This is a genomic window from Algibacter aquimarinus (genome assembly GCF_039543265.1).
GTDB classification, from domain to species: domain Bacteria; phylum Bacteroidota; class Bacteroidia; order Flavobacteriales; family Flavobacteriaceae; genus Algibacter_B; species Algibacter_B aquimarinus.
The window spans coordinates 63,974-82,008 of sequence record NZ_BAABJK010000011.1 but is presented as its reverse complement, the minus strand read 5'-3'; the positions used below and the strand labels follow the sequence as shown (position 1 = coordinate 82,008).

Annotated in this window: 15 protein-coding genes; 3 read left to right on the top strand and 12 right to left on the bottom strand. The window is 30.8% G+C overall.

Annotated elements, in window-relative coordinates:
- Positions 1-39: 39 nt before the first annotated feature.
- The 9 genes from ABD939_RS14980 to ABD939_RS14940 form a co-directional block, all read right to left on the bottom strand.
- Complete coding sequence (locus tag ABD939_RS14980; protein ID WP_345170263.1) at positions 40-1,437, bottom strand: TIGR00366 family protein; 1,398 nt, start codon at positions 1,435-1,437, stop codon at positions 40-42.
- 89 nt (positions 1,438-1,526) lie between these two features.
- A complete protein-coding gene (locus tag ABD939_RS14975) occupies positions 1,527-2,831 on the bottom strand; it encodes an APC family permease (protein ID WP_345170262.1) in 1,305 nt (434 codons plus the stop codon).
- An 8-nt stretch (positions 2,832-2,839) separates the two neighbouring features.
- Positions 2,840-4,021 (bottom strand): acetyltransferase domain-containing protein, encoded by a 1,182-nt coding sequence (locus ABD939_RS14970; RefSeq protein WP_345170261.1) that lies wholly within the window; start codon positions 4,019-4,021, stop codon positions 2,840-2,842.
- A gap of 37 nt (positions 4,022-4,058) precedes the next feature.
- Positions 4,059-5,354, bottom strand: a complete 1,296-nt coding sequence (locus ABD939_RS14965) for a DUF418 domain-containing protein (protein ID WP_345170260.1) — start codon at positions 5,352-5,354, stop codon at positions 4,059-4,061.
- 30 nt (positions 5,355-5,384) lie between these two features.
- The gene (locus ABD939_RS14960) at positions 5,385-6,800 is read right to left on the bottom strand and encodes an MBOAT family O-acyltransferase (protein WP_345170259.1); all 1,416 of its coding nucleotides are present in this window, start codon (positions 6,798-6,800) and stop codon (positions 5,385-5,387) included.
- A gap of 2 nt (positions 6,801-6,802) precedes the next feature.
- Positions 6,803-7,840, bottom strand: coding sequence for a hypothetical protein (locus tag ABD939_RS14955; RefSeq protein ID WP_345170258.1), 1,038 nt, complete (start codon positions 7,838-7,840; stop codon positions 6,803-6,805).
- 141 nt (positions 7,841-7,981) lie between these two features.
- A complete protein-coding gene (locus tag ABD939_RS14950) occupies positions 7,982-8,710 on the bottom strand; it encodes a hypothetical protein (protein WP_345170257.1) in 729 nt (242 codons plus the stop codon).
- A 66-nt stretch (positions 8,711-8,776) separates the two neighbouring features.
- The gene (locus ABD939_RS14945; protein WP_345170256.1) at positions 8,777-9,664 is read right to left on the bottom strand and encodes an ester cyclase; all 888 of its coding nucleotides are present in this window, start codon (positions 9,662-9,664) and stop codon (positions 8,777-8,779) included.
- 477 nt (positions 9,665-10,141) lie between these two features.
- Positions 10,142-11,056, bottom strand: coding sequence for a sterol desaturase family protein (locus tag ABD939_RS14940; protein WP_345170450.1), 915 nt, complete (start codon positions 11,054-11,056; stop codon positions 10,142-10,144).
- 173 nt (positions 11,057-11,229) lie between these two features.
- Between ABD939_RS14940 and ABD939_RS14935 the strand changes: the two genes are divergently transcribed.
- The gene (locus tag ABD939_RS14935; protein ID WP_345170255.1) at positions 11,230-12,198 is read left to right on the top strand and encodes a T9SS type A sorting domain-containing protein; all 969 of its coding nucleotides are present in this window, start codon (positions 11,230-11,232) and stop codon (positions 12,196-12,198) included.
- 56 nt (positions 12,199-12,254) lie between these two features.
- On the opposite strand, the gene lysA is transcribed toward ABD939_RS14935, so the two are convergent.
- A complete protein-coding gene (gene lysA / locus ABD939_RS14930) occupies positions 12,255-13,490 on the bottom strand; it encodes a diaminopimelate decarboxylase (RefSeq protein ID WP_345170254.1) in 1,236 nt (411 codons plus the stop codon).
- A gap of 197 nt (positions 13,491-13,687) precedes the next feature.
- Here lysA and sucC point away from each other — a divergent pair, with 197 nt between their 5' ends.
- Positions 13,688-14,878, top strand: coding sequence for an ADP-forming succinate--CoA ligase subunit beta (sucC, locus tag ABD939_RS14925; RefSeq protein ID WP_345170253.1), 1,191 nt, complete (start codon positions 13,688-13,690; stop codon positions 14,876-14,878).
- Between the two features lie 35 nt (positions 14,879-14,913).
- Here the strand turns inward: sucC and ABD939_RS14920 are convergent, their stop codons facing one another.
- On the bottom strand, positions 14,914-15,174 hold the full coding sequence (locus ABD939_RS14920) for a DUF1456 family protein (RefSeq protein ID WP_345170252.1): 261 nt from the start codon (positions 15,172-15,174) through the stop codon (positions 14,914-14,916).
- Positions 15,175-15,541: 367 nt separating this feature from the next.
- On the opposite strand from ABD939_RS14920, the gene ABD939_RS14915 reads away from it, so the two are divergent.
- Complete coding sequence (locus tag ABD939_RS14915) at positions 15,542-15,955, top strand: TerB family tellurite resistance protein (RefSeq protein WP_345170251.1); 414 nt, start codon at positions 15,542-15,544, stop codon at positions 15,953-15,955.
- Positions 15,956-16,023: 68 nt separating this feature from the next.
- Here ABD939_RS14915 and uvrB read toward each other — a convergent pair whose 3' ends face one another.
- On the bottom strand, positions 16,024-18,027 hold the full coding sequence (gene uvrB / locus ABD939_RS14910) for an excinuclease ABC subunit UvrB (RefSeq protein WP_345170250.1): 2,004 nt from the start codon (positions 18,025-18,027) through the stop codon (positions 16,024-16,026).
- Positions 18,028-18,035: the final 8 nt, after the last annotated feature.

Below are 18,035 nucleotides of genomic sequence, written 5' to 3'. Positions count from 1 at the left end.
TAATGGTTTTCTTAATATCACTTTCTTCTTTTATTAGAATTAAAAAGGACAAAAAGAAACTAAAATAGATTGAATAATAAAAAGTATGACAAAAGGTAAAACTAAATAGCCCATAATGTCTCGAGCTTGTATTTTAATACCTGATGCCATTATTGGTAATACCAGTAACAAGTAAAAAGGTTGTAGTAAGTTGCTTAAACTTTCTCCATATGCTACAGATAAAGATGCTCTTGCTATCATTTCAGTTATTTCTTCAGTAGGTAACCCAGTACCAATTTCTTTTACAGCATTTATGATACTCGGACCAACAACTGCAAATTCGCCTCCAGCAGATGGTATTGCAAAATTAACAAACGCTCCCGTTAGGTAAGCTAAAAATGGGTAAGAGTTTATGCTAGCTTGCGCTGCTAAAATTTGCCCAAGCTTTTCACCTAATCCGGTATATAACATAATTCCCATTATACCTGCATAAAAAGGGTATTGAAATAATATTCCAGAGATATTACTGCTTGCTTTTTTCATTGAAATAACATAGCGCATGGGTGTTTTATGTAGTAGCAAACCAACAATAATAAATATAAAAATCATTATATTAAAGCTCAAATCAAAACCATTTGTACTGAAATGATAAACGATATAAACAAGTCCCATTACTACAATAATCATCTGAAGGATAAAACTATTGTTTAAATTATCTGAATATGATTTAAATGGTAGTTTTTGACTTAAAGCTTCTTCTTTTATGGTTTGTGTATTTGAGTTCTCCTTTGCTATTATTAAATCTGAAATTTCTTTATTAGATGTTTTTCGTGGTCTTAGTATAACTAAAATTAATGGCACAACTATAAGTGTTGTAATAATCATTACAATATTTAATATAGAACCCAGAGTATAAGAGGTTGGGATAACTTCCGATAATACACCAGAGTTAATTAAAAAATTGTTTTTTGTATTTAGTAATAAAGGAATTGAACTTGATAAACCTGAAACCCAGCTGCCACTTGAAATATAAACACATCCAATCAAAAAGGGATAATGAACACCTTTCACTCGTAAAGCTAATTCTCTCGCTAAAACACAGGTGATAACTACCCATCCGAAACTTATGAGAGTTAGTATTAATCCTATTAAAACAACTAAAAAATACACCTGAGTTGGAGAATTGATATGTCGAGTGAATGAGTCTATTCCTCTTTTTATTATAGGAGACAAAGCAATGCTGAAGCCAGTAATAATAATTAAAACAATTTGCATCGCAAACCCTAATAAATCAAAAAAACCATCATACCATGAAGTTATAATTTTCATTGGTGTAGTATCTAACCAAACATAAGCTCCAATAGCTGTTATAATAGTTAAGAGGATTGCAAAAACAAATGCACTTGGCATAAATTTTAAAAAAAGGAATGTTATTTTTTCTCCAAGCTTTTCAATCATATTTCGCTTTTTAATGTTGACCAACAACAATATGTAGTTTTTAGTCAATCTTTGGTTATAATTAGTTTTGACTCGTTTAATGTAATAACTTAACTATCGCTTTTCTTTTTAAAAAGGTTTATAAGTAAAAAAATAAAACTTAAAACAGCAATGACTATAGCTGTTACAATCATTTCTCTCTTTGGTAGGTTTGATAAGAAATATAAAATAACCAAAATGGCTACAATGGGGACAGTCCATCCTCCTGGTATTCTAAAACCTTCTGAGAGCTTTTCTTCAGTGAGTCGTAATTTGATAACAGATAATGCAACACCTAAATAAAGAATAAGCATAGAACTACTAGCTATAATGGCCAACTGCTCAAAACTACCTGAGATAGCCAATACAAAACCAATAGTGGCATAAACTATAATAGCTATATATGGTGTTGCGAACTTTTTATGAATTTTTGATAATGCTTTTATTGGTATAACATGGTCTCTAGATAATGCATAAACAACTCTAGGGCTGTTTAAAATAGTACCACTCATATAGCCAAACATAGAAATTACTGCTCCAACAATTAAAAGTACATATCCAAAAGAACCAAAAACTACTTTTGCAGTTTCGGCAAGTGGTGCTGCTTTAAAATTTGGTAAATCACTACCTAAAATTCCTTGTGAGACTGTCTGAATTAAAACGTAAACAATTACAACAGTTGTTAAACTAATTAAAATAGCTTTTGGAATTGTGCGTTTAGGGTTTATAACTTCACCACCCACTATAATGCCTGTTTCGCAACCTTGAAATGCAAAAAATAAAATAAGAGATGTTTCACCAAGTGTTTTAATATTTGGCATATTTTCAAAATAAAGATTACTTAAAGACACATCTTTAAAACCAATAATTATTAGTAGGAATAAAGGAATAAGTTTTATTAGCGTATTAAATTTTACTAAGCCAATACCTTGCTTTAATCCCAATACGTTAATATAAACCATGCCATAAAAAAGCACTACAAGGAATAATAAACGAGGCCAGCCTTCTGCAAAAATTGGATATGCAGAACCAATAACATTTACTAAGGCATTTGATACTGCAGCATCGGCAAATAGATTACTTCCAATAGCAAAAAAACCACCTATAAATCCTGCATAGTCACCAAAGGCAGTTTCAATGTAAGTATAGGGTCCGCCAGTATTTGTAACTTTACTTCCTGCCTCTGCAAAGCAAAGCATAATCATTGCCATTAGAAAACCGCAAAATAGATAAGCAATAATACTAGAGGCTCCCATGTAACCGGCTACAACGGCTGGTAATACAAATATGCCCGATCCAATGATGATATTAACAATATTAGCTGATAAGCCTAATACACCAACGCGCCTTTTTAAACCTTCTTCTTTCTGAATCATAATTTATTTTATAAATAACTTAACCACCATTTATCTTTATTGTTAGCCTTGTAAACCATGTATTTTTTAGAAGGGAAGTAAAGTAATGCTACTACACCAATCCAAACCATATAAACTACAAAAAGGGAGTAACCATAATTAATGAGTTTTTGACCTTTGAAAACTTCACTAGTAAGAATCATGTCTTTCCAATCACCACCAAAAATAAACATTCCTAGTATTGCCAAAACATGAATGAGTAGAATATGTAAGAAGTAATAGAAAAGAGGAACACGTCCAAAAACCAAAAAGAAATCGGTTATTTTATTTTTAATGTTTTCAACTGCATATAAAAACAATAAAGATGGGCCAATAGTTATTAATAAATACAACAAGGAAGGCGGATATTTAGTTACGCTAAAGAATGATAATATTGTTTTAGTAGTAGTTTCTTGGATTGTCCAAGGGATGAGGTCACCATAAATATTTATTCCTCTAATTATAAAAAACAGAACAATAGAAGTTAAACCAATTCTTATTAAATATTTTTTTCTAAGATTTGGATTATAGTCTTTTTTATAAAGTTTACCAAAACAATAGCCCAAAGTAATTAAACCAAACCAAGGTATTATAGGGTATTTGAAAGCAAAAAAGATATTACCAATAGAAATAAACTTTTCTTGATGTAAAATATACCAAACTATAGATTCAATACTCGAACCCTCCATGATTATATTATCTAAAAAATTATGACCGGCAACTAATATTAACCCAATAAAAAGCAATGCTCTAATGGGCAATAAAATTACAAATGATAGCAGTATCATACATAAACCAATAGCCCAAATAACTTGAAGAATTATAAAACTATAGGTTATGTCAAATTTCCATAATAAATTATTTACAACTAAAGCCAGAATAATTAACCACAAGCCCCTTGTAAATAAGAATTTAAATAGCTCTAGCTTTGTTTTTTTAATACCATATAAAAAAGCTGAAGTGCCAGCTAGAAAAATAAAAACGGGCGCACAATAATGTGTTATAAATCTAGTGAAAAACAAAAAAGGGGTAGTGGTTTCCAAATTTGTTGGATTAGAGAAAAAAGAGCCATAATGAAAATAATCCCTAACATGGTCTAATGCCATAATTACCATAACAAGACCTCTTAAGATGTCGATGGATTCTATTCTTGTAGATTTTACTTCAGACATATAGAAATTTTTAAAAGGAAAACTGAATTTAAAGTGGTTATTTCTTGAATACAGGTTTTTTCAAGTAACTTAAATATCTCCAAAGCCATTCTAAAGGACCATATTGAAAATATTTTAGCCAAATTGGGCTAGCTATTAATTGAAATAACCAAATACCAAAAACGATATAAAGTAATTGATGACGGCTAAATGTACCAAAAAGTTTAAAACCAACGCCAGTAAATATAAACATAGCAAATACAGAATGCATAACATAGTTTGTTAATGCCATTTTTCCAACGGCTGACAGAGCTTGCTTTAGCCATTTTAAAATGGGAAGTTTACACAAAAGCATAATTAATCCTATATGTCCTATGGCGGTTGGAACTCGACCTAAATCATAAGTGATACTGGTTTTGGAAAAACTTAAAAATGAGAAGTTAGAATTAATTATTAATTGAGTTTCGTAATAGTTAACGCTTAGCCCTACAATATATCCAATGATGGTCATTAAAATATAAAGTCGATAGGATTTTTCAGCAGAAAGAATTTTTAGTTTAAATAAAGCTATACCTATAAGCATCATGCTTAAAATGTCCCAAACATCATATCGGTATGGCCAGACTAAATCAGATTCTTGATTTTTTTCTGACAGAAAAGCTACTAAACTAAAGTAGCCTTCATGCATGTCATTATTATATTCTTCTATGGCTTCAGGAGAACGTTCTTTTTTCATGCTTTCCCATTTTTCATCTGCTTTTTTAAGTTCTTTGGTAAGCTCTTTGTTTTCAGTTTTATAGGTTTGCGCTAAATTTACTTTATCCATAAATTTTGCATCTTTAGTGTAATCATAATAACTCCAAAATGAACCAATGGAGAATAAAATTATAGCAGTTAATATTAATTTTTTGGGAGACAAGTTTCTAAATGAAAAAACCAAAAATCCCATCAGCGCATAGTCATACAGTATTTCTCCTGTCCAAAGTAAAAGGTAGCCATGAATAAGTCCGAAGATAAGAAGCCAAATAAGACGACGGAAGTAAATATTAGCGGCTTCAATACCTGCGCCTTTTTTTTGTAGTCGATCTAAAAAAATAAACATGCCAACACCAAATAATAATGAGAAAAGTGCTCTCATTGTGCCTTCAAAAAGCATGTTTGTTGTTATCCAAGTGTAAAGGTTAAAACCTGTAGCACCACCCGATCCTGTTGGGTCTCCATATGCGTGTGCTAACCCCATTTCATTAATATTCATTAATAGAATTCCAAAAAGTACAATACCTCGCATAATGTCTAAGGATAGAATTCGGTCGGTTGCTTTTAAAGGTTTAAATGATATATATGATGTATTCATTTGATTCGTTATGGGTTTAGATTAGTAAAATTAAAATTGGAAATAAATAAATTGTTCTCCATTACCTTGTGATATAACAATTAAGAAAAGCATAATAGCCCAAAAAACACCTAAAACCCAAGTTGGTGTTTTTAAAGAGACTTCTTTCATTGATGTGTTTCTCATAATCCAATGGCATAAAAAGAGAATGGTTATTACGACCGATACTTTTATAATATCAAAAGTTTGTAAAACTTTTTCTCCTTCAGTTTGCATGTAAAGCATAGATTTAATCATGTTCCAAGCCGTATCAAATTGCCTTGCTCTAAAAAACACCCATGTAATATTAACACAACTAAAAGTTATAAAAGCTAAAAAGATTCCGTTCCATTTAGTTATTTTAAAGGGTAAATAGCGTCTTTGTAAGCGCTCCAGAATCAAATATGTACCGTGTAAACCACCCCAAACTATAAAAGTCCAAGCTGCTCCATGCCATAAACCACCTAACAACATAGTAAGCATTAAGGCAACATACATTTTTGTAATGCCATGACGATTACCACCTAAGGGGATATATAAATAATCTTTTAACCAAGCTGATAACGATATATGCCATCTTTTCCATAGATCTGAAAAGCCCAATGAGGCATACGGGTATCTAAAATTGTCTGGTAAAATAATACCTAGCATTAAAGCAATTCCGATAGCACAAGTGGAATAGCCTGCAAAATCAAAGAAAATTTGACCTGAAAAAGCTACTGTACCTATCCAAGCATCAATTCCGTGCAATAATTTATCTGAACCAAAAACAATATCTGAAGTTTCTGACAACAACGTGTCGGCCATAACTACTTTCTGAAATAATCCAATAGTTAATAAAAATAAGCCCCAAATAAATTGATTTGCTGTTGCTTTTTTTTCTTCATAAAATTGCGTTATTAAATCTTGAGCTCTTACAATAGGACCTGCAACTAATTGAGGAAAGAATGTTACATATAAGGCAAAGTCTAAAAATGTTTTAGCAGGTTCTATTTTTTTCTTATACATATCTATTGTGTAAGACATGGTTTGAAATGTGTAAAATGAAATACCCATAGGTAATATAATGTCCATAGGTCTAGCTTGGAATTCAATACCAACCATATTTACTAAGGAAACAAAATTTTCTAGTAAAAAATCACCATATTTAAAGAAAGCTAAAAAACCAAGATTGACTAACATACTTAGCATTAACCACATTTTACGTTTACTTTGATTTACTTCGGTTGCAAGTTTTTTACCTGTAGTCCAGTCTACCACAGTAGAAATCCAAAGTAAAATAACTAAAGGGGGATTCCATAAACCATAGAAGATATAACTTGCTAGTAAAAGCATTCTTTTTTTACCAGTCCAATTAAATATTTTTGAATAATATAGTGCTAACACTAAAACTAAAAAAACAACAAAACTTAATGAATTGAATAACATAATTAGTTGGTTTTAGAGTTAGTTAAAGCACCATCAGCCTTCATTATTTTAATAAGCTCAGTTGTGAAAAATTGAGCAGATGCATGAGATAGATGCGACCATTCTGGAAGTTCTAAATCTTTAAATTGTTCATAATCTTCAAAGTGGTAAGCTTTTGAACCTACTTTCTCTGCTAAAGTATTCCAAAAATCTTTACGAGGAAATCCCATATTCTCTACATGACGAAAAAAACCAGATGAGGGACATCTCACCAAAATTAAATTTCCCCCTCTTGCTTTAAAAGTATTTGCTAATTCAAGAAAAGCATTTGTTGTTGCTTCTTTATCTGGTGGAGGAAATTTTCCTGATAATATCGTTTTCCATACTTTTTTTACAGTATTTGCGTAAGCCGTATCGGTTACCATTCTTTGTGGCATTTTCATGTGTCTATCTAGAGTGATTTCTTCAAAGTTGTTAAAGGGTGGAAAAAAAGGACCAGCTCTTTCTTTTAAATGAATTTGCTTAAGTAGTGTTTTTAGGTCAACATCAGAATCCCATTCTTCATCCCCGTCTCTTATAAAGGCTAAATTACTTTGTAAAGGAATTGATAACTTATGATTTAATTTTTGTGCATAAGTTCTAGTTTTATGATAATCAACCAAAGTCTGAGATCGTTTCATGAATTCAGCTTGTGGATATGTAGTAGAAAATAATAATGGTGGGGTTATACCCACTATGAGCGTTCCATTAAAATCTGTATTTTCAATGATATCTCTAAAAGGAGGTATTGGCGAAGCGCCTTGTGTAGCAAGCATCACAGGTTTTGTCTGTGTTTTTTCTTTCCAAATATCTAATTGAATATCATATAGAATTCTTGAAGAACCAATGAAAACAACATTATTATCAGTATTATCATCAAGTTTTTCTCTTTGATTTGTCCAAAGATTTTTATTGTCATCAATATTAGGTTCAAGACCTTGAGAACGCCAATAAAGTTCCCATGCAGTAATTGAAATTATTCCTAGTGTTATTGCAATAATTAGGGTTTGTTTTAGTTGCATAATGGTTGGTTGTGAAATTATTAAAGTTGATTCTAGACTAAATTTCAATAAATCTGAGGGAAATAATAAACTAACATTAAATAAAACTCGGATACAATTTTAAAAGTATCCGAGTTGTTAAACGTACTTATAAAGATTTTACTAATTAGAAAGTTCTTTGTTTAGAGTATACATATAAGACCAATCACTTTCAAGAGAAGCTCTAAATTTATCTCGTATTGCAGCTGCCTTGTCTTTGCCTTTAGCATCTGCATAAACTTTCCAAACGCCATCTCGCTCAATATCTAGTTCTGCAAAGTTTTTAAAAGGTACCGCCACAAAAAAGTCTGCAACTTCTGGAGCGCCACCTACAACAGCATACCAAGTTGCTCTATTACCTTCTTTAGACTTCTTCATTTCTGAAGTTAATGCGTCTACAACTTCTCTAAAAGTAGTAGAGTTAGAAATTTTGAAATTGTATACATTAACAAGCTCTGTATCTTCTGACATTGGAGTTTTTGTGCTAATCTCTGGTATAGAACTAGCTACATTATAATGCACACTTTCCACATGAGGCAAAATAAAATTTTGAACTAGCGTTCTACAAGCTTTTCCAGCTTCATCACCACTTTCATCCATTTCGGCCCATTTTGCCATTCTGCTTGTCATGGTGTAAACAGTTCCTTCACCTTGAACTCTTCTCCAAATATTCCATTTGTCTTCTCCTTCGTTTTCCAAGTAACATTCTTTCCAGGATTTAACTCCTTCAATAAATTGAACTTCATGCCCTCGTTTTACTGTGATTTCAGACATGTTTAATAAAAACCTCTCGTTCTCTTGAGAGAATACTACTAAAGGTAATAAAAGGATTAGGTACAATAATTTCTTCATAATTTTTGATTTTGGTTGATTCATAATTAATTATTCAGTTTTATTACTTAATAAGTACGTTTTAGTTTATTTGTTCATAGCATCGTTAATTCCCTTTGTGTCTGCATATTGTTGAAAGCTAACTATTTTACCATCTATTATTTTCCATAAATGCGCCATTTGTAAATTTATAATAGCTCCATTTTTTTTATATTTTGCATTGTAACGCCCTGTAGCTAAAATTTTATTATTGGTTAATTCATGTAATTCTAAGTCTTCAAGTTTCCAATATTCCCAATCACTACCAATTCTTGCAAAAACACCATTTAAAATACTATCAAAACCTATATAAGGGTTGCCATCTGCTAAAGGAAAATTTTCAGCTTCGTTCCAAACAATATCTTCAGCCATAGCTGCCCCAACTGCAGGTATATCTCCATTAGCAAAATCGTTGTACACCTTTTGAATTATAGCTGTGTTTGATGGATTTAAAAACGGATCGATACCTAGTTGCTCCATAAATATTAAACCATCCATGAAGTCTTGTTCTTGAGCAATTTTCCCGTTTTTCATTTTAACTAATGTAGTGCCTTCAACATCAATTGATTTACCTGTTGCAGGAATTCCAAAGAAATTTCCAGAATGCGTTCCTTTAAAATTCCAATGTTTAACTATTTTGTCGCCTTGTCCAAAAATATCTACTAAAGTAAATTCTACATTAGAAAAGCCAGTAACAAATTCTGAGTAGTAAGCCTTGAAATCTTCAATACCTACAACATTTTCAGGACTTATAATAAGTGTAACATCTGAAGTAAAATGAGATTCATTAATAAGGTCTAGGTTTCCTTTATTTATAATCTCACCCCAAGTATTTGAATACATTGCAATATTATCTTGAAGTTGCTTATTACCAGAATTACATCCTGTAAGTAATAGGATAAAACTAAAAGTTGAAATTTGAATAATTTTTTTCATTGTTAAGTATTTAGTTAGTTTAATAAGTTTTTAATTAATTTTTTGTGTTATTTACTCATAACAATCCAAAAAGGAATAGCAATGATTAATGCTTTCATCTAAGTTTCTAATTACGTAGAGTAGTGTATTAGGAAAACATCCTGAGATGATATTTTCAGCGATAAAAAGATTCTTTGTTTTTATTACCTCCATTTTGAGAGTTTTTGGTTAGTTGTTTGTAGGAGTAGTAAATTGCAAAATGACATTAGCCAGTGTTAGCCAAAAAAAGAATAGTATTAAAATAAGAATACGGAAAAGTTGTAGAGAGATCTCTATTTAAAGTAAAATTGAAGTATTTTATCATTGATGCCTTTTTTAATTATACTGAGCAATTAAAAAGACTTAGGGAATAGTTATAATATTATACAAAATATTAAGTATTAACAAATTTTTTAAAGATTATTTGTTAATTCAGTTAAAATAATTAACAAATGTTAATTATTTATAAAGATTTTGTTGTTGTTTAATTGTCAAAGTACTTCCGTCATGACTCCAACCAGGGGCGCCAAAAGCATACATAAATTTATGGTACCAGTTTTTCGATTTTTTCATATCGTTCCATATATCCTTGTATTCGTGAGTTAAGATAATTAACGGGTTGTAAGAATTAGGTGCCTTAGTAACACCATATTTTATGTCAATATTTTCGTCAAGCTCTTTCCAAGTGCCAAAAAGTTTGTCAAAAATATTAAGAAAACCACCATGGTTTTTATCCATATACTCTATATTTTGGGCGTGATGCACTTGATGCATAGTGTGCGTATTAAATACTTTTTCAATAATTCCCATTTTAGGAATAAATACACTATGAAGTTGAAATTGCCATAAGGCCTCAATACCTAAACAAACAACAAGCATTTCTGGTGGAAAACCAATTGCAGGAATCCACATGTAAAAAAATGGCTTATAAAAAATTGTAAACCAACCGTTTCTTACTGCAGTTCCTAAATTAAAATTTTCTGATGAATGATGCACTATATGTGCAGCCCAAAGAAATCGAATATTATGATTCTGCCTATGAAACCAATAATAGCTAAAATCATCAGCTAATTGGCAAAGCAACCAAATATACCAAGCATAACCAAAAGATTCCCAACCCATAATGTTTGTGCGTACACCATTAATTTCTGGGTTAAAAACTTCATATACATATTCAAAAAGAACTATGGCTGCAATTGTTTTTGTAAGCGGAGCAATAATAGTTGAGCCAATACCCATGGTAAGACTAGCCACTAAATCCTTCCATTTATATAAATCTTTTTTTTCTTTATGGTGCTTGCTATATGATAATTCTAGGAGTATAAGGGCTAAAAAGCATGGTACACCATAAACCAAAGGATTTGTAAAGCTCATTAAAAATGTTTTTACCAAAAATAACGCCATTTTATCTTTTTAAGTGTAATTATTTAAATTAATCTGACATATGTTGTTTTTTATTTTGTTTTCGAGTTTTATATTCTTTGTTATGTATGATATTTACGATGTATGAACCATACTTTTTTGTAGTTTTAAACCAAAATATAATTATGAAAACAAAACTACTTTTTTTACTATTTTTTTCAACTTTATTTAGTTTTTCCCAACAGGATATTGAACAACTTCAAAGTGCTACAGGATCAGAATATCTCTTAACAACTGGTACTTTAGATCAATCCTCTTCAGGTGCAAATGCATCTTGGGATTTTACAAGTTTAACAAACACAACAACAGTATTAACAGACACTTATACAGTTATGCTGCCAGCTTCAACTATTGAAACTACAGATGGTTCAACAATAATAAGTACAATTGGCCTTAACACAGATATTAATAATGTTATATCTGTTACGTCTGCATTATCTTCTGGCATTCAGTTAAATTATTCTGATACAGGAATAATAGGAGCGTTTCCTTTAAGTTTTGGTTACTCTAGTACAGATGCAGTTGAAGGAACCTTTACAGGGACGTTTTCTGGTGATGTTTTAAGTGGAAGTACTTTAAATGTAGATGTAGATGCTTGGGGAAATTTAAAAGTTGGTACTTTTGATGGCGAAGTAACCAGGCTAAAAGTTGTTCAGAATTTAAACCTTTCGACAATTGTTCCACCTTTACCTGTGCCTGTTACTACAACTGGTACCCAAACATCATACTTTTATTATGATGCTAATAATAACGACCTTGTTTTTAGAACTACTCTGCTTGAAGTGCCTTTGGTGTCTATAAACGAAGAAATTATGGAAACATTAATATCTTACACTTTAGATAATAATGAGTACCAAATAACTGATTTTGATATAAAATTAAAAGAAAATCCCGTAAATGAAATTTTGAGTTTTGAAGTAAAAAAGTCCATTAATATTAATTCTATAACTATTTCTGATATTTCAGGTCGGATAGTTTTAGAGACTGATACCATTTCTTCGTCAATAAACGTAAATCAATTAAACTCAGGATTATTCGTAATATCTTTTAAAACTGATGAGGGTATATCTTCTAAAAAATTCATAAAAAAATAATAATATACTTAGTAAAAAAAAGCGTTTCAATTTTTTTTGAAACGCTTTTTTTAATTTCACACTGAAGTTAATTTCTCTTTTTTTGTTGAAAAATCTACTTCAACTTGATTACTTAAAATATCTTCAAAAGTTTCTCTTTTTCTTATTAAATGAGCTTTTTCATTATACCATAGTACTTCTGCAGGTCTGTAACGTGAATTATAATTACTTGCCATAGAGAAGCAATATGCACCAGCGTTTTTAAAACATAAAACGTCTCCTTCATTAATTTCATTAATTCGACGGTTATTTCCAAAAGTATCAGTTTCACATATATATCCCACAACGGTATAAAAACGTTCTCTTCCTTTTGGGTTTGATATGTTTGTAATATCGTGGTGCGATCCATAAAACATTGGGCGAATTAAATGATTAAACCCAGAGTCAACTTGCGCAAAAACTGTTGATGTGGTTTGTTTTACTGCATTAACTTTTGTTAGAAAATAACCAGATTCGCTAACTAGAAATTTCCCTGGCTCGAAGGCTAGAGTTAATTCTTTACCGTAATCCGCACAAAATTCATTAAAACGCTTAGATAGTTTTTTTCCTAGTTCTTCAATATTAGTTTCTATATCGCCTAGTTTATATGGTACTTTAAAACCAGAACCAAAATCTATAAATTCTAGGTTATCAAATTGCTTTGCTGTATCAAATAGTATTTCACTAGCATATAAAAATACTTCAATATCTAGAATATCACTACCAGTGTGCATGTGTATACCGTTAATAGTCATTTTAGTATTTTCTACAATACGTAAAATATGTGGTATCTGGTGAATAGAAATTCCAAACTTAGAGTCTATATGCCCTACAGAAATATTGGCATTTCCACCAGCCATTACATGCGGATTAATACGAATACAAACTGGAGTTTTTGGATGCTTTGTGCCAAATTGTTCTAATATAGAAAGGTTGTCTATATTAATTTTAACTCCCAATTTAGCTGCTTCTTCAATTTCAGATAGAGAAACACCATTAGGCGTAAATATAATTTGCTCTGGCTTAAATCCAGCAGCCAGACCTAATTGAACTTCTTGAATAGAAACAGTATCTATACCAGAACCTAATTTATTAAAAAGCTTTAAAATAGATATGTTTGATAATGCCTTAACAGCATAATTTAATTTTAATTTTTTTACATTTTTAAAGGCATTTGTAAGTCTTTTGTATTGTGACTCAATTTTATTTGCATCATAAACATATACTGGACTTCCAAATTCTTCGGCAATTTTTACCAATTGACTTTCTAACATGAATTCAAATTTTTTTTCAAAGATATTTTTTTAATATGAATAAAAAATAAAATGAATAAAAAATAATAAAATTAAACATAGTGTTAATTATTTAACATTATGATTTAAGGAATTTTTATATAGGTATTCTTAATTAAAAATTAGATTAATTAACTGCTATTATTTACTTTTGCTTTTCTTAAACTATTAGGCAAATTATGAATTTACACGAATATCAAGGTAAAGAAATATTAAACGGTTTTGGGGTACGTATACAACGTGGTATAGTTGCTCAAAATGCACAGGAAGCGGTTGCAGCTGCAAAACAACTAACATCAGAAACAGGTACAAGCTGGCATGTTATAAAAGCACAAGTTCATGCAGGTGGTCGTGGTAAAGGTGGCGGTGTTAAACTTGCTAAAAACCTTAAAGAAGTTGAAGATATTGCTGGACAGATTATAGGAATGCAATTAATAACACCACAAACTTCAGCTGAAGGCAAAAAAGTTCATCAAGTATTAGTAGCTGAAGATGTTTATTATCCAGGTGAAACTGAGACAGACGAGTTTTATATGTCTGTTTTATTAAATAGAGCTACAGGTAGAAACATGGTTATGTATTCTACGGAAGGAGGAATGGATATTGAGACTGTTGCAGAAGAAACGCCACATTTAATATTTACTGAAGAAATTGATCCTGCTGTTGGATTATTGCCATTCCAAGCAAGACGTGTTGCCTTTAATTTAGGTTTATCTGGCTTAGCGTTTAAAGAAATGACAAAGTTTGTTACTGCTTTGTACACTGCTTATGTTAAATCTGATTCATCTTTATTTGAAATAAATCCAGTTTTAAAAACAAGTGATAATTTAATAATGGCTGTTGATGCCAAAGTAACTATTGATGATAATGCGCTTTACAGACATAAAAACTATGTAGACTTAAGAGATGTTCGAGAAGAAAGTGCTATTGAAGTTGAAGCAGGTGAACTTGGTTTAAATTATGTTGATTTAGATGGTAATGTTGGATGTATGGTTAATGGTGCTGGATTAGCCATGGCGACTATGGATTTAATAAAGCAAGCAGGGGGAGAACCAGCTAACTTTTTAGATGTGGGTGGAACTGCTGATGCAGCTCGTGTAGAAGCAGCATTTAAAATTATATTAAAAGATCCAGCTGTAAAAGCAATTTTAATAAATATTTTTGGAGGTATAGTTCGTTGCGATCGTGTAGCGCAAGGAGTTATAGACGCTTACAAAAATATGGGTAATATTAATGTACCTATTATTGTACGTTTACAAGGAACGAATGCAGATATAGCTAAAGAATTAATTGATAATTCTGGATTAGATGTTATGAGTGCAACAGAGTTTCAAGAAGCTGCAGATAAAGTTCAGCAAGTATTAGCTTAAAAAGTAAAATTATATTTAAATAAAAAGAGCAACAATTAATTGTTGCTCTTTTTTTGTGGTTTATTATTAGTTTTTTCAGGTCTTGGTCCTCTAAGATGTATAACGAGTCCGTTTAAAAAATTTCTTAGAATTTGATCACCACACTCCATATATTTAGGATGGTCTTCTTTTCTAAAAAAAGCACCTAATTCACTTTTAGAAATTCTAAAATCTACAAGGCTTAAAATTTTTACTATATCGTCATCACGGAGCTTTAAAGCAACTCGTAATTTTTTAAATATATCGTTATTAGTCATTTTATAAATTATATCTGCTTTTGTAATTGCATTTCATCGATTTTGAGTAGTCGTAATTGTTAAATTAGCGTTTTATGAGTTTTTTCAAAGATAAGCTAATGTAAATTTTATTCAACTATTTTTAGAATGAAAATGTTAGCGATTAAATACTTAAAAATCAACAATTTAAGTAACCTGTAAGTCTTTATTTTTTTAAGTGCTGTAATGATGAAACGCATTTTTTTTAGATTAATTTTTTATAAACTTGACGAAATAAATAAAATACACGACCAAATACTAGGTGTTTTTCGATAAGTTACGTTATATCTACGATTAATAAATTACTCTTCTACGTACCTTTATATTGTAATTAATTAATCCCTATATAATGGTTAATAGAGTAGAAAAATTGAGTCTTTTGTCAGAAATGATTGCATTTGCAAAATACGATAAGGACATACAAAGAATAGAGTATAATTTTTTACTAGGTGTTGCAAAACAGTTAGATATCACTCGTGAAGATTTTGAATATTTAATAGAGCACCCGGTTACATATACACATTTAAAATCGCACAGTGAGCGTATAGTGCAGTTTCATAGGTTAGTTTTACTTATGAATATTGAACAAGAATCAAATGAAGGAAACAACTCTTCAGGAGTTATAAAGTTATATAATTTTGGATTACGTATGGGGCTTAGCCATGAATCTATTACCAAAGTACTTTACTTAATGGAAAGTTTTCCAAATAAAATAGTACCGCCAGATGTTTTGATAGACATCTTCAAAACGCAGTACAATTAAGATATTTTGCTAAGATTAATTCGAAGTGTTTATTGCCCACTTAATGTGGGTATTGAAAAGCTAAAAGTTTATACTTTTAGCTTTTCTAGTTTTTTCTGATAAGTTTTTATTTCGTCACGTAATTTTGCCGCTACTAAAAAGTCTAAAGCTTTAGCAGCTTCTTCCATTAATTTTCTTTTTTCTCTTATTTTATTTTCTAACTCGGGTTTACTTAAATATTCGCTTTCAGGTTCTGCAGCTTTTAATGCCTCAAGTTCATAACTATAAGTACTTACAGAGTTTTTTGATAATGCATTATCTAAACTTTTATTTAACGCTTTAGGTTTTATATTATTTTTGGTATTGTAAGCAATTTGTTTTTCTCGTCGGTATTCAGTTTCGTCTATTGTTTTTTGCATACTTTTTGTAATCTTATCAGCATACATAATAGCTTTTCCGTTTAGGTTTCTAGCAGCTCTACCAACGGTTTGAGTTAATGATCTTGTAGAACGTAAAAAGCCTTCTTTATCTGCATCTAAAATGGCTACTAACGATACTTCTGGTAAATCTAAGCCTTCACGTAATAAGTTAACACCTACCAATACATCAAATAACCCTTTACGTAAATCTTGCATAATTTCAACACGCTCTAAAGTATCAACATCACTATGTATATATCGGCAACGAATTTGTATTCTATCCAAATATTTTGTCAATTCTTCAGCCATTCGTTTTGTAAGAGTTGTTACTAAAGTACGCTCATCTTTTTCAACACGCTGCTGTATTTCTTCAATTAAGTCATCAATTTGATTTAAACTTGGCCTTACCTCAATAATTGGATCTAATAATCCTGTTGGGCGAATAACTTGTTCAACATAAATACCATCCGTTTTTTGTAATTCATAGTCAGCAGGTGTGGCACTTACATATATAACTTGATTTTGTAAAGCTTCAAACTCTTCAAATTTTAACGGCCTATTATCCATTGCAGCTGGTAGTCTAAATCCGTATTCAACTAAGTTTTCTTTTCTACTTCTATCACCTCCATACATAGCATGAACTTGAGAAATAGTAACATGACTCTCATCTACAACCATTAAAAAATCCTCTGGAAAATAATCTAATAAGCAGAATGGTCTGGTTCCAGGTAAACGACCATCAAGGTAGCGTGAATAGTTTTCAATACCAGAACAATACCCTAATTCTCGAATCATTTCCAAATCAAATTCTGTACGTTCTTTCAGTCGCTTTGCTTCTATGTGTTTCCCAATTTCTTTGAAATAATCGTGCTGTTTTACTAAATCGTCTTGAATATCTTTAATGGCTCCCTGTAGAACCTCAGGAGAGGTTACAAACATATTTGCAGGATATATATTTAATCTATCATATTTCTCAACAACTTCATTAGTTTGAATATTGAAAGATTCGATATCTTCAATTTCATCTCCAAAGAAGTGTATTCTAAAAGCGTCATCTGCATAACTTGGAAAAATATCGACCGTATCTCCTTTAATTCTAAAATTCCCATGATTAAATTCCGCTTCAGTTCTAGAATATAAACTTTGAACCAATTGGTGTAGTAATTTTGTTCTAGAAATGACTTGATCACGTTCTAAAGTGATTACATTTTTTTGGAACTCAATAGGGTTTCCAATACCATATAAACACGAAACTGATGCAACTACTAGAACATCTCTACGACCAGATAGTAGAGAGGATGTAGTACTTAAACGCATCTTTTCTATTTCTTCATTAATAGATAAATCTTTTTCTATGTAAACACCAGAAACTGGAATGTAAGCTTCGGGTTGATAGTAATCATAATAAGATACAAAATACTCAACGGCATTATTAGGAAAAAACTGCTTGAACTCTGAGTATAATTGAGCAGCCAAAGTTTTATTATGTGCTAAAACCAGTGTAGGACGCTGAACTTCTTTTATAACATTGGCAACAGTAAATGTTTTTCCTGAACCTGTTACACCTAGCAGTGTTTGATATTTTTCATTTGTATTAATACCACCAACAAGTTGGTCTATAGCTTGAGGTTGATCTCCTGTTGGGCTAAATTCTGATTCAATTTTAAATTGCATTTTGCAAA

What these genes read in the sequence shown, in the direction of transcription:
- ABD939_RS14965 (WP_345170260.1), bottom strand. Translation starts at nt 5,354, where the DNA reads ATGAATACATCATATATATCATTTAAACCTTTAAAAGCAACCGACCGA.
- sucC (WP_345170253.1), top strand. Translation starts at nt 13,688, where the DNA reads ATGAATTTACACGAATATCAAGGTAAAGAAATATTAAACGGTTTTGGG.
- lysA (WP_345170254.1), bottom strand. Translation starts at nt 13,490, where the DNA reads ATGTTAGAAAGTCAATTGGTAAAAATTGCCGAAGAATTTGGAAGTCCA.
- ABD939_RS14980 (WP_345170263.1), bottom strand. Translation starts at nt 1,437, where the DNA reads ATGATTGAAAAGCTTGGAGAAAAAATAACATTCCTTTTTTTAAAATTT.
- ABD939_RS14915 (WP_345170251.1), top strand. Translation starts at nt 15,542, where the DNA reads ATGGTTAATAGAGTAGAAAAATTGAGTCTTTTGTCAGAAATGATTGCA.
- ABD939_RS14945 (WP_345170256.1), bottom strand. Translation starts at nt 9,664, where the DNA reads ATGAAAAAAATTATTCAAATTTCAACTTTTAGTTTTATCCTATTACTT.
- ABD939_RS14975 (WP_345170262.1), bottom strand. Translation starts at nt 2,831, where the DNA reads ATGATTCAGAAAGAAGAAGGTTTAAAAAGGCGCGTTGGTGTATTAGGC.
- ABD939_RS14960 (WP_345170259.1), bottom strand. Translation starts at nt 6,800, where the DNA reads ATGTTATTCAATTCATTAAGTTTTGTTGTTTTTTTAGTTTTAGTGTTA.
- ABD939_RS14940 (WP_345170450.1), bottom strand. Translation starts at nt 11,056, where the DNA reads ATGAGCTTTACAAATCCTTTGGTTTATGGTGTACCATGCTTTTTAGCC.
- ABD939_RS14935 (WP_345170255.1), top strand. Translation starts at nt 11,230, where the DNA reads ATGAAAACAAAACTACTTTTTTTACTATTTTTTTCAACTTTATTTAGT.
- uvrB (WP_345170250.1), bottom strand. Translation starts at nt 18,027, where the DNA reads ATGCAATTTAAAATTGAATCAGAATTTAGCCCAACAGGAGATCAACCT.
- ABD939_RS14920 (WP_345170252.1), bottom strand. Translation starts at nt 15,174, where the DNA reads ATGACTAATAACGATATATTTAAAAAATTACGAGTTGCTTTAAAGCTC.
- ABD939_RS14950 (WP_345170257.1), bottom strand. Translation starts at nt 8,710, where the DNA reads ATGAAGAAATTATTGTACCTAATCCTTTTATTACCTTTAGTAGTATTC.
- ABD939_RS14970 (WP_345170261.1), bottom strand. Translation starts at nt 4,021, where the DNA reads ATGTCTGAAGTAAAATCTACAAGAATAGAATCCATCGACATCTTAAGA.
- ABD939_RS14955 (WP_345170258.1), bottom strand. Translation starts at nt 7,840, where the DNA reads ATGCAACTAAAACAAACCCTAATTATTGCAATAACACTAGGAATAATT.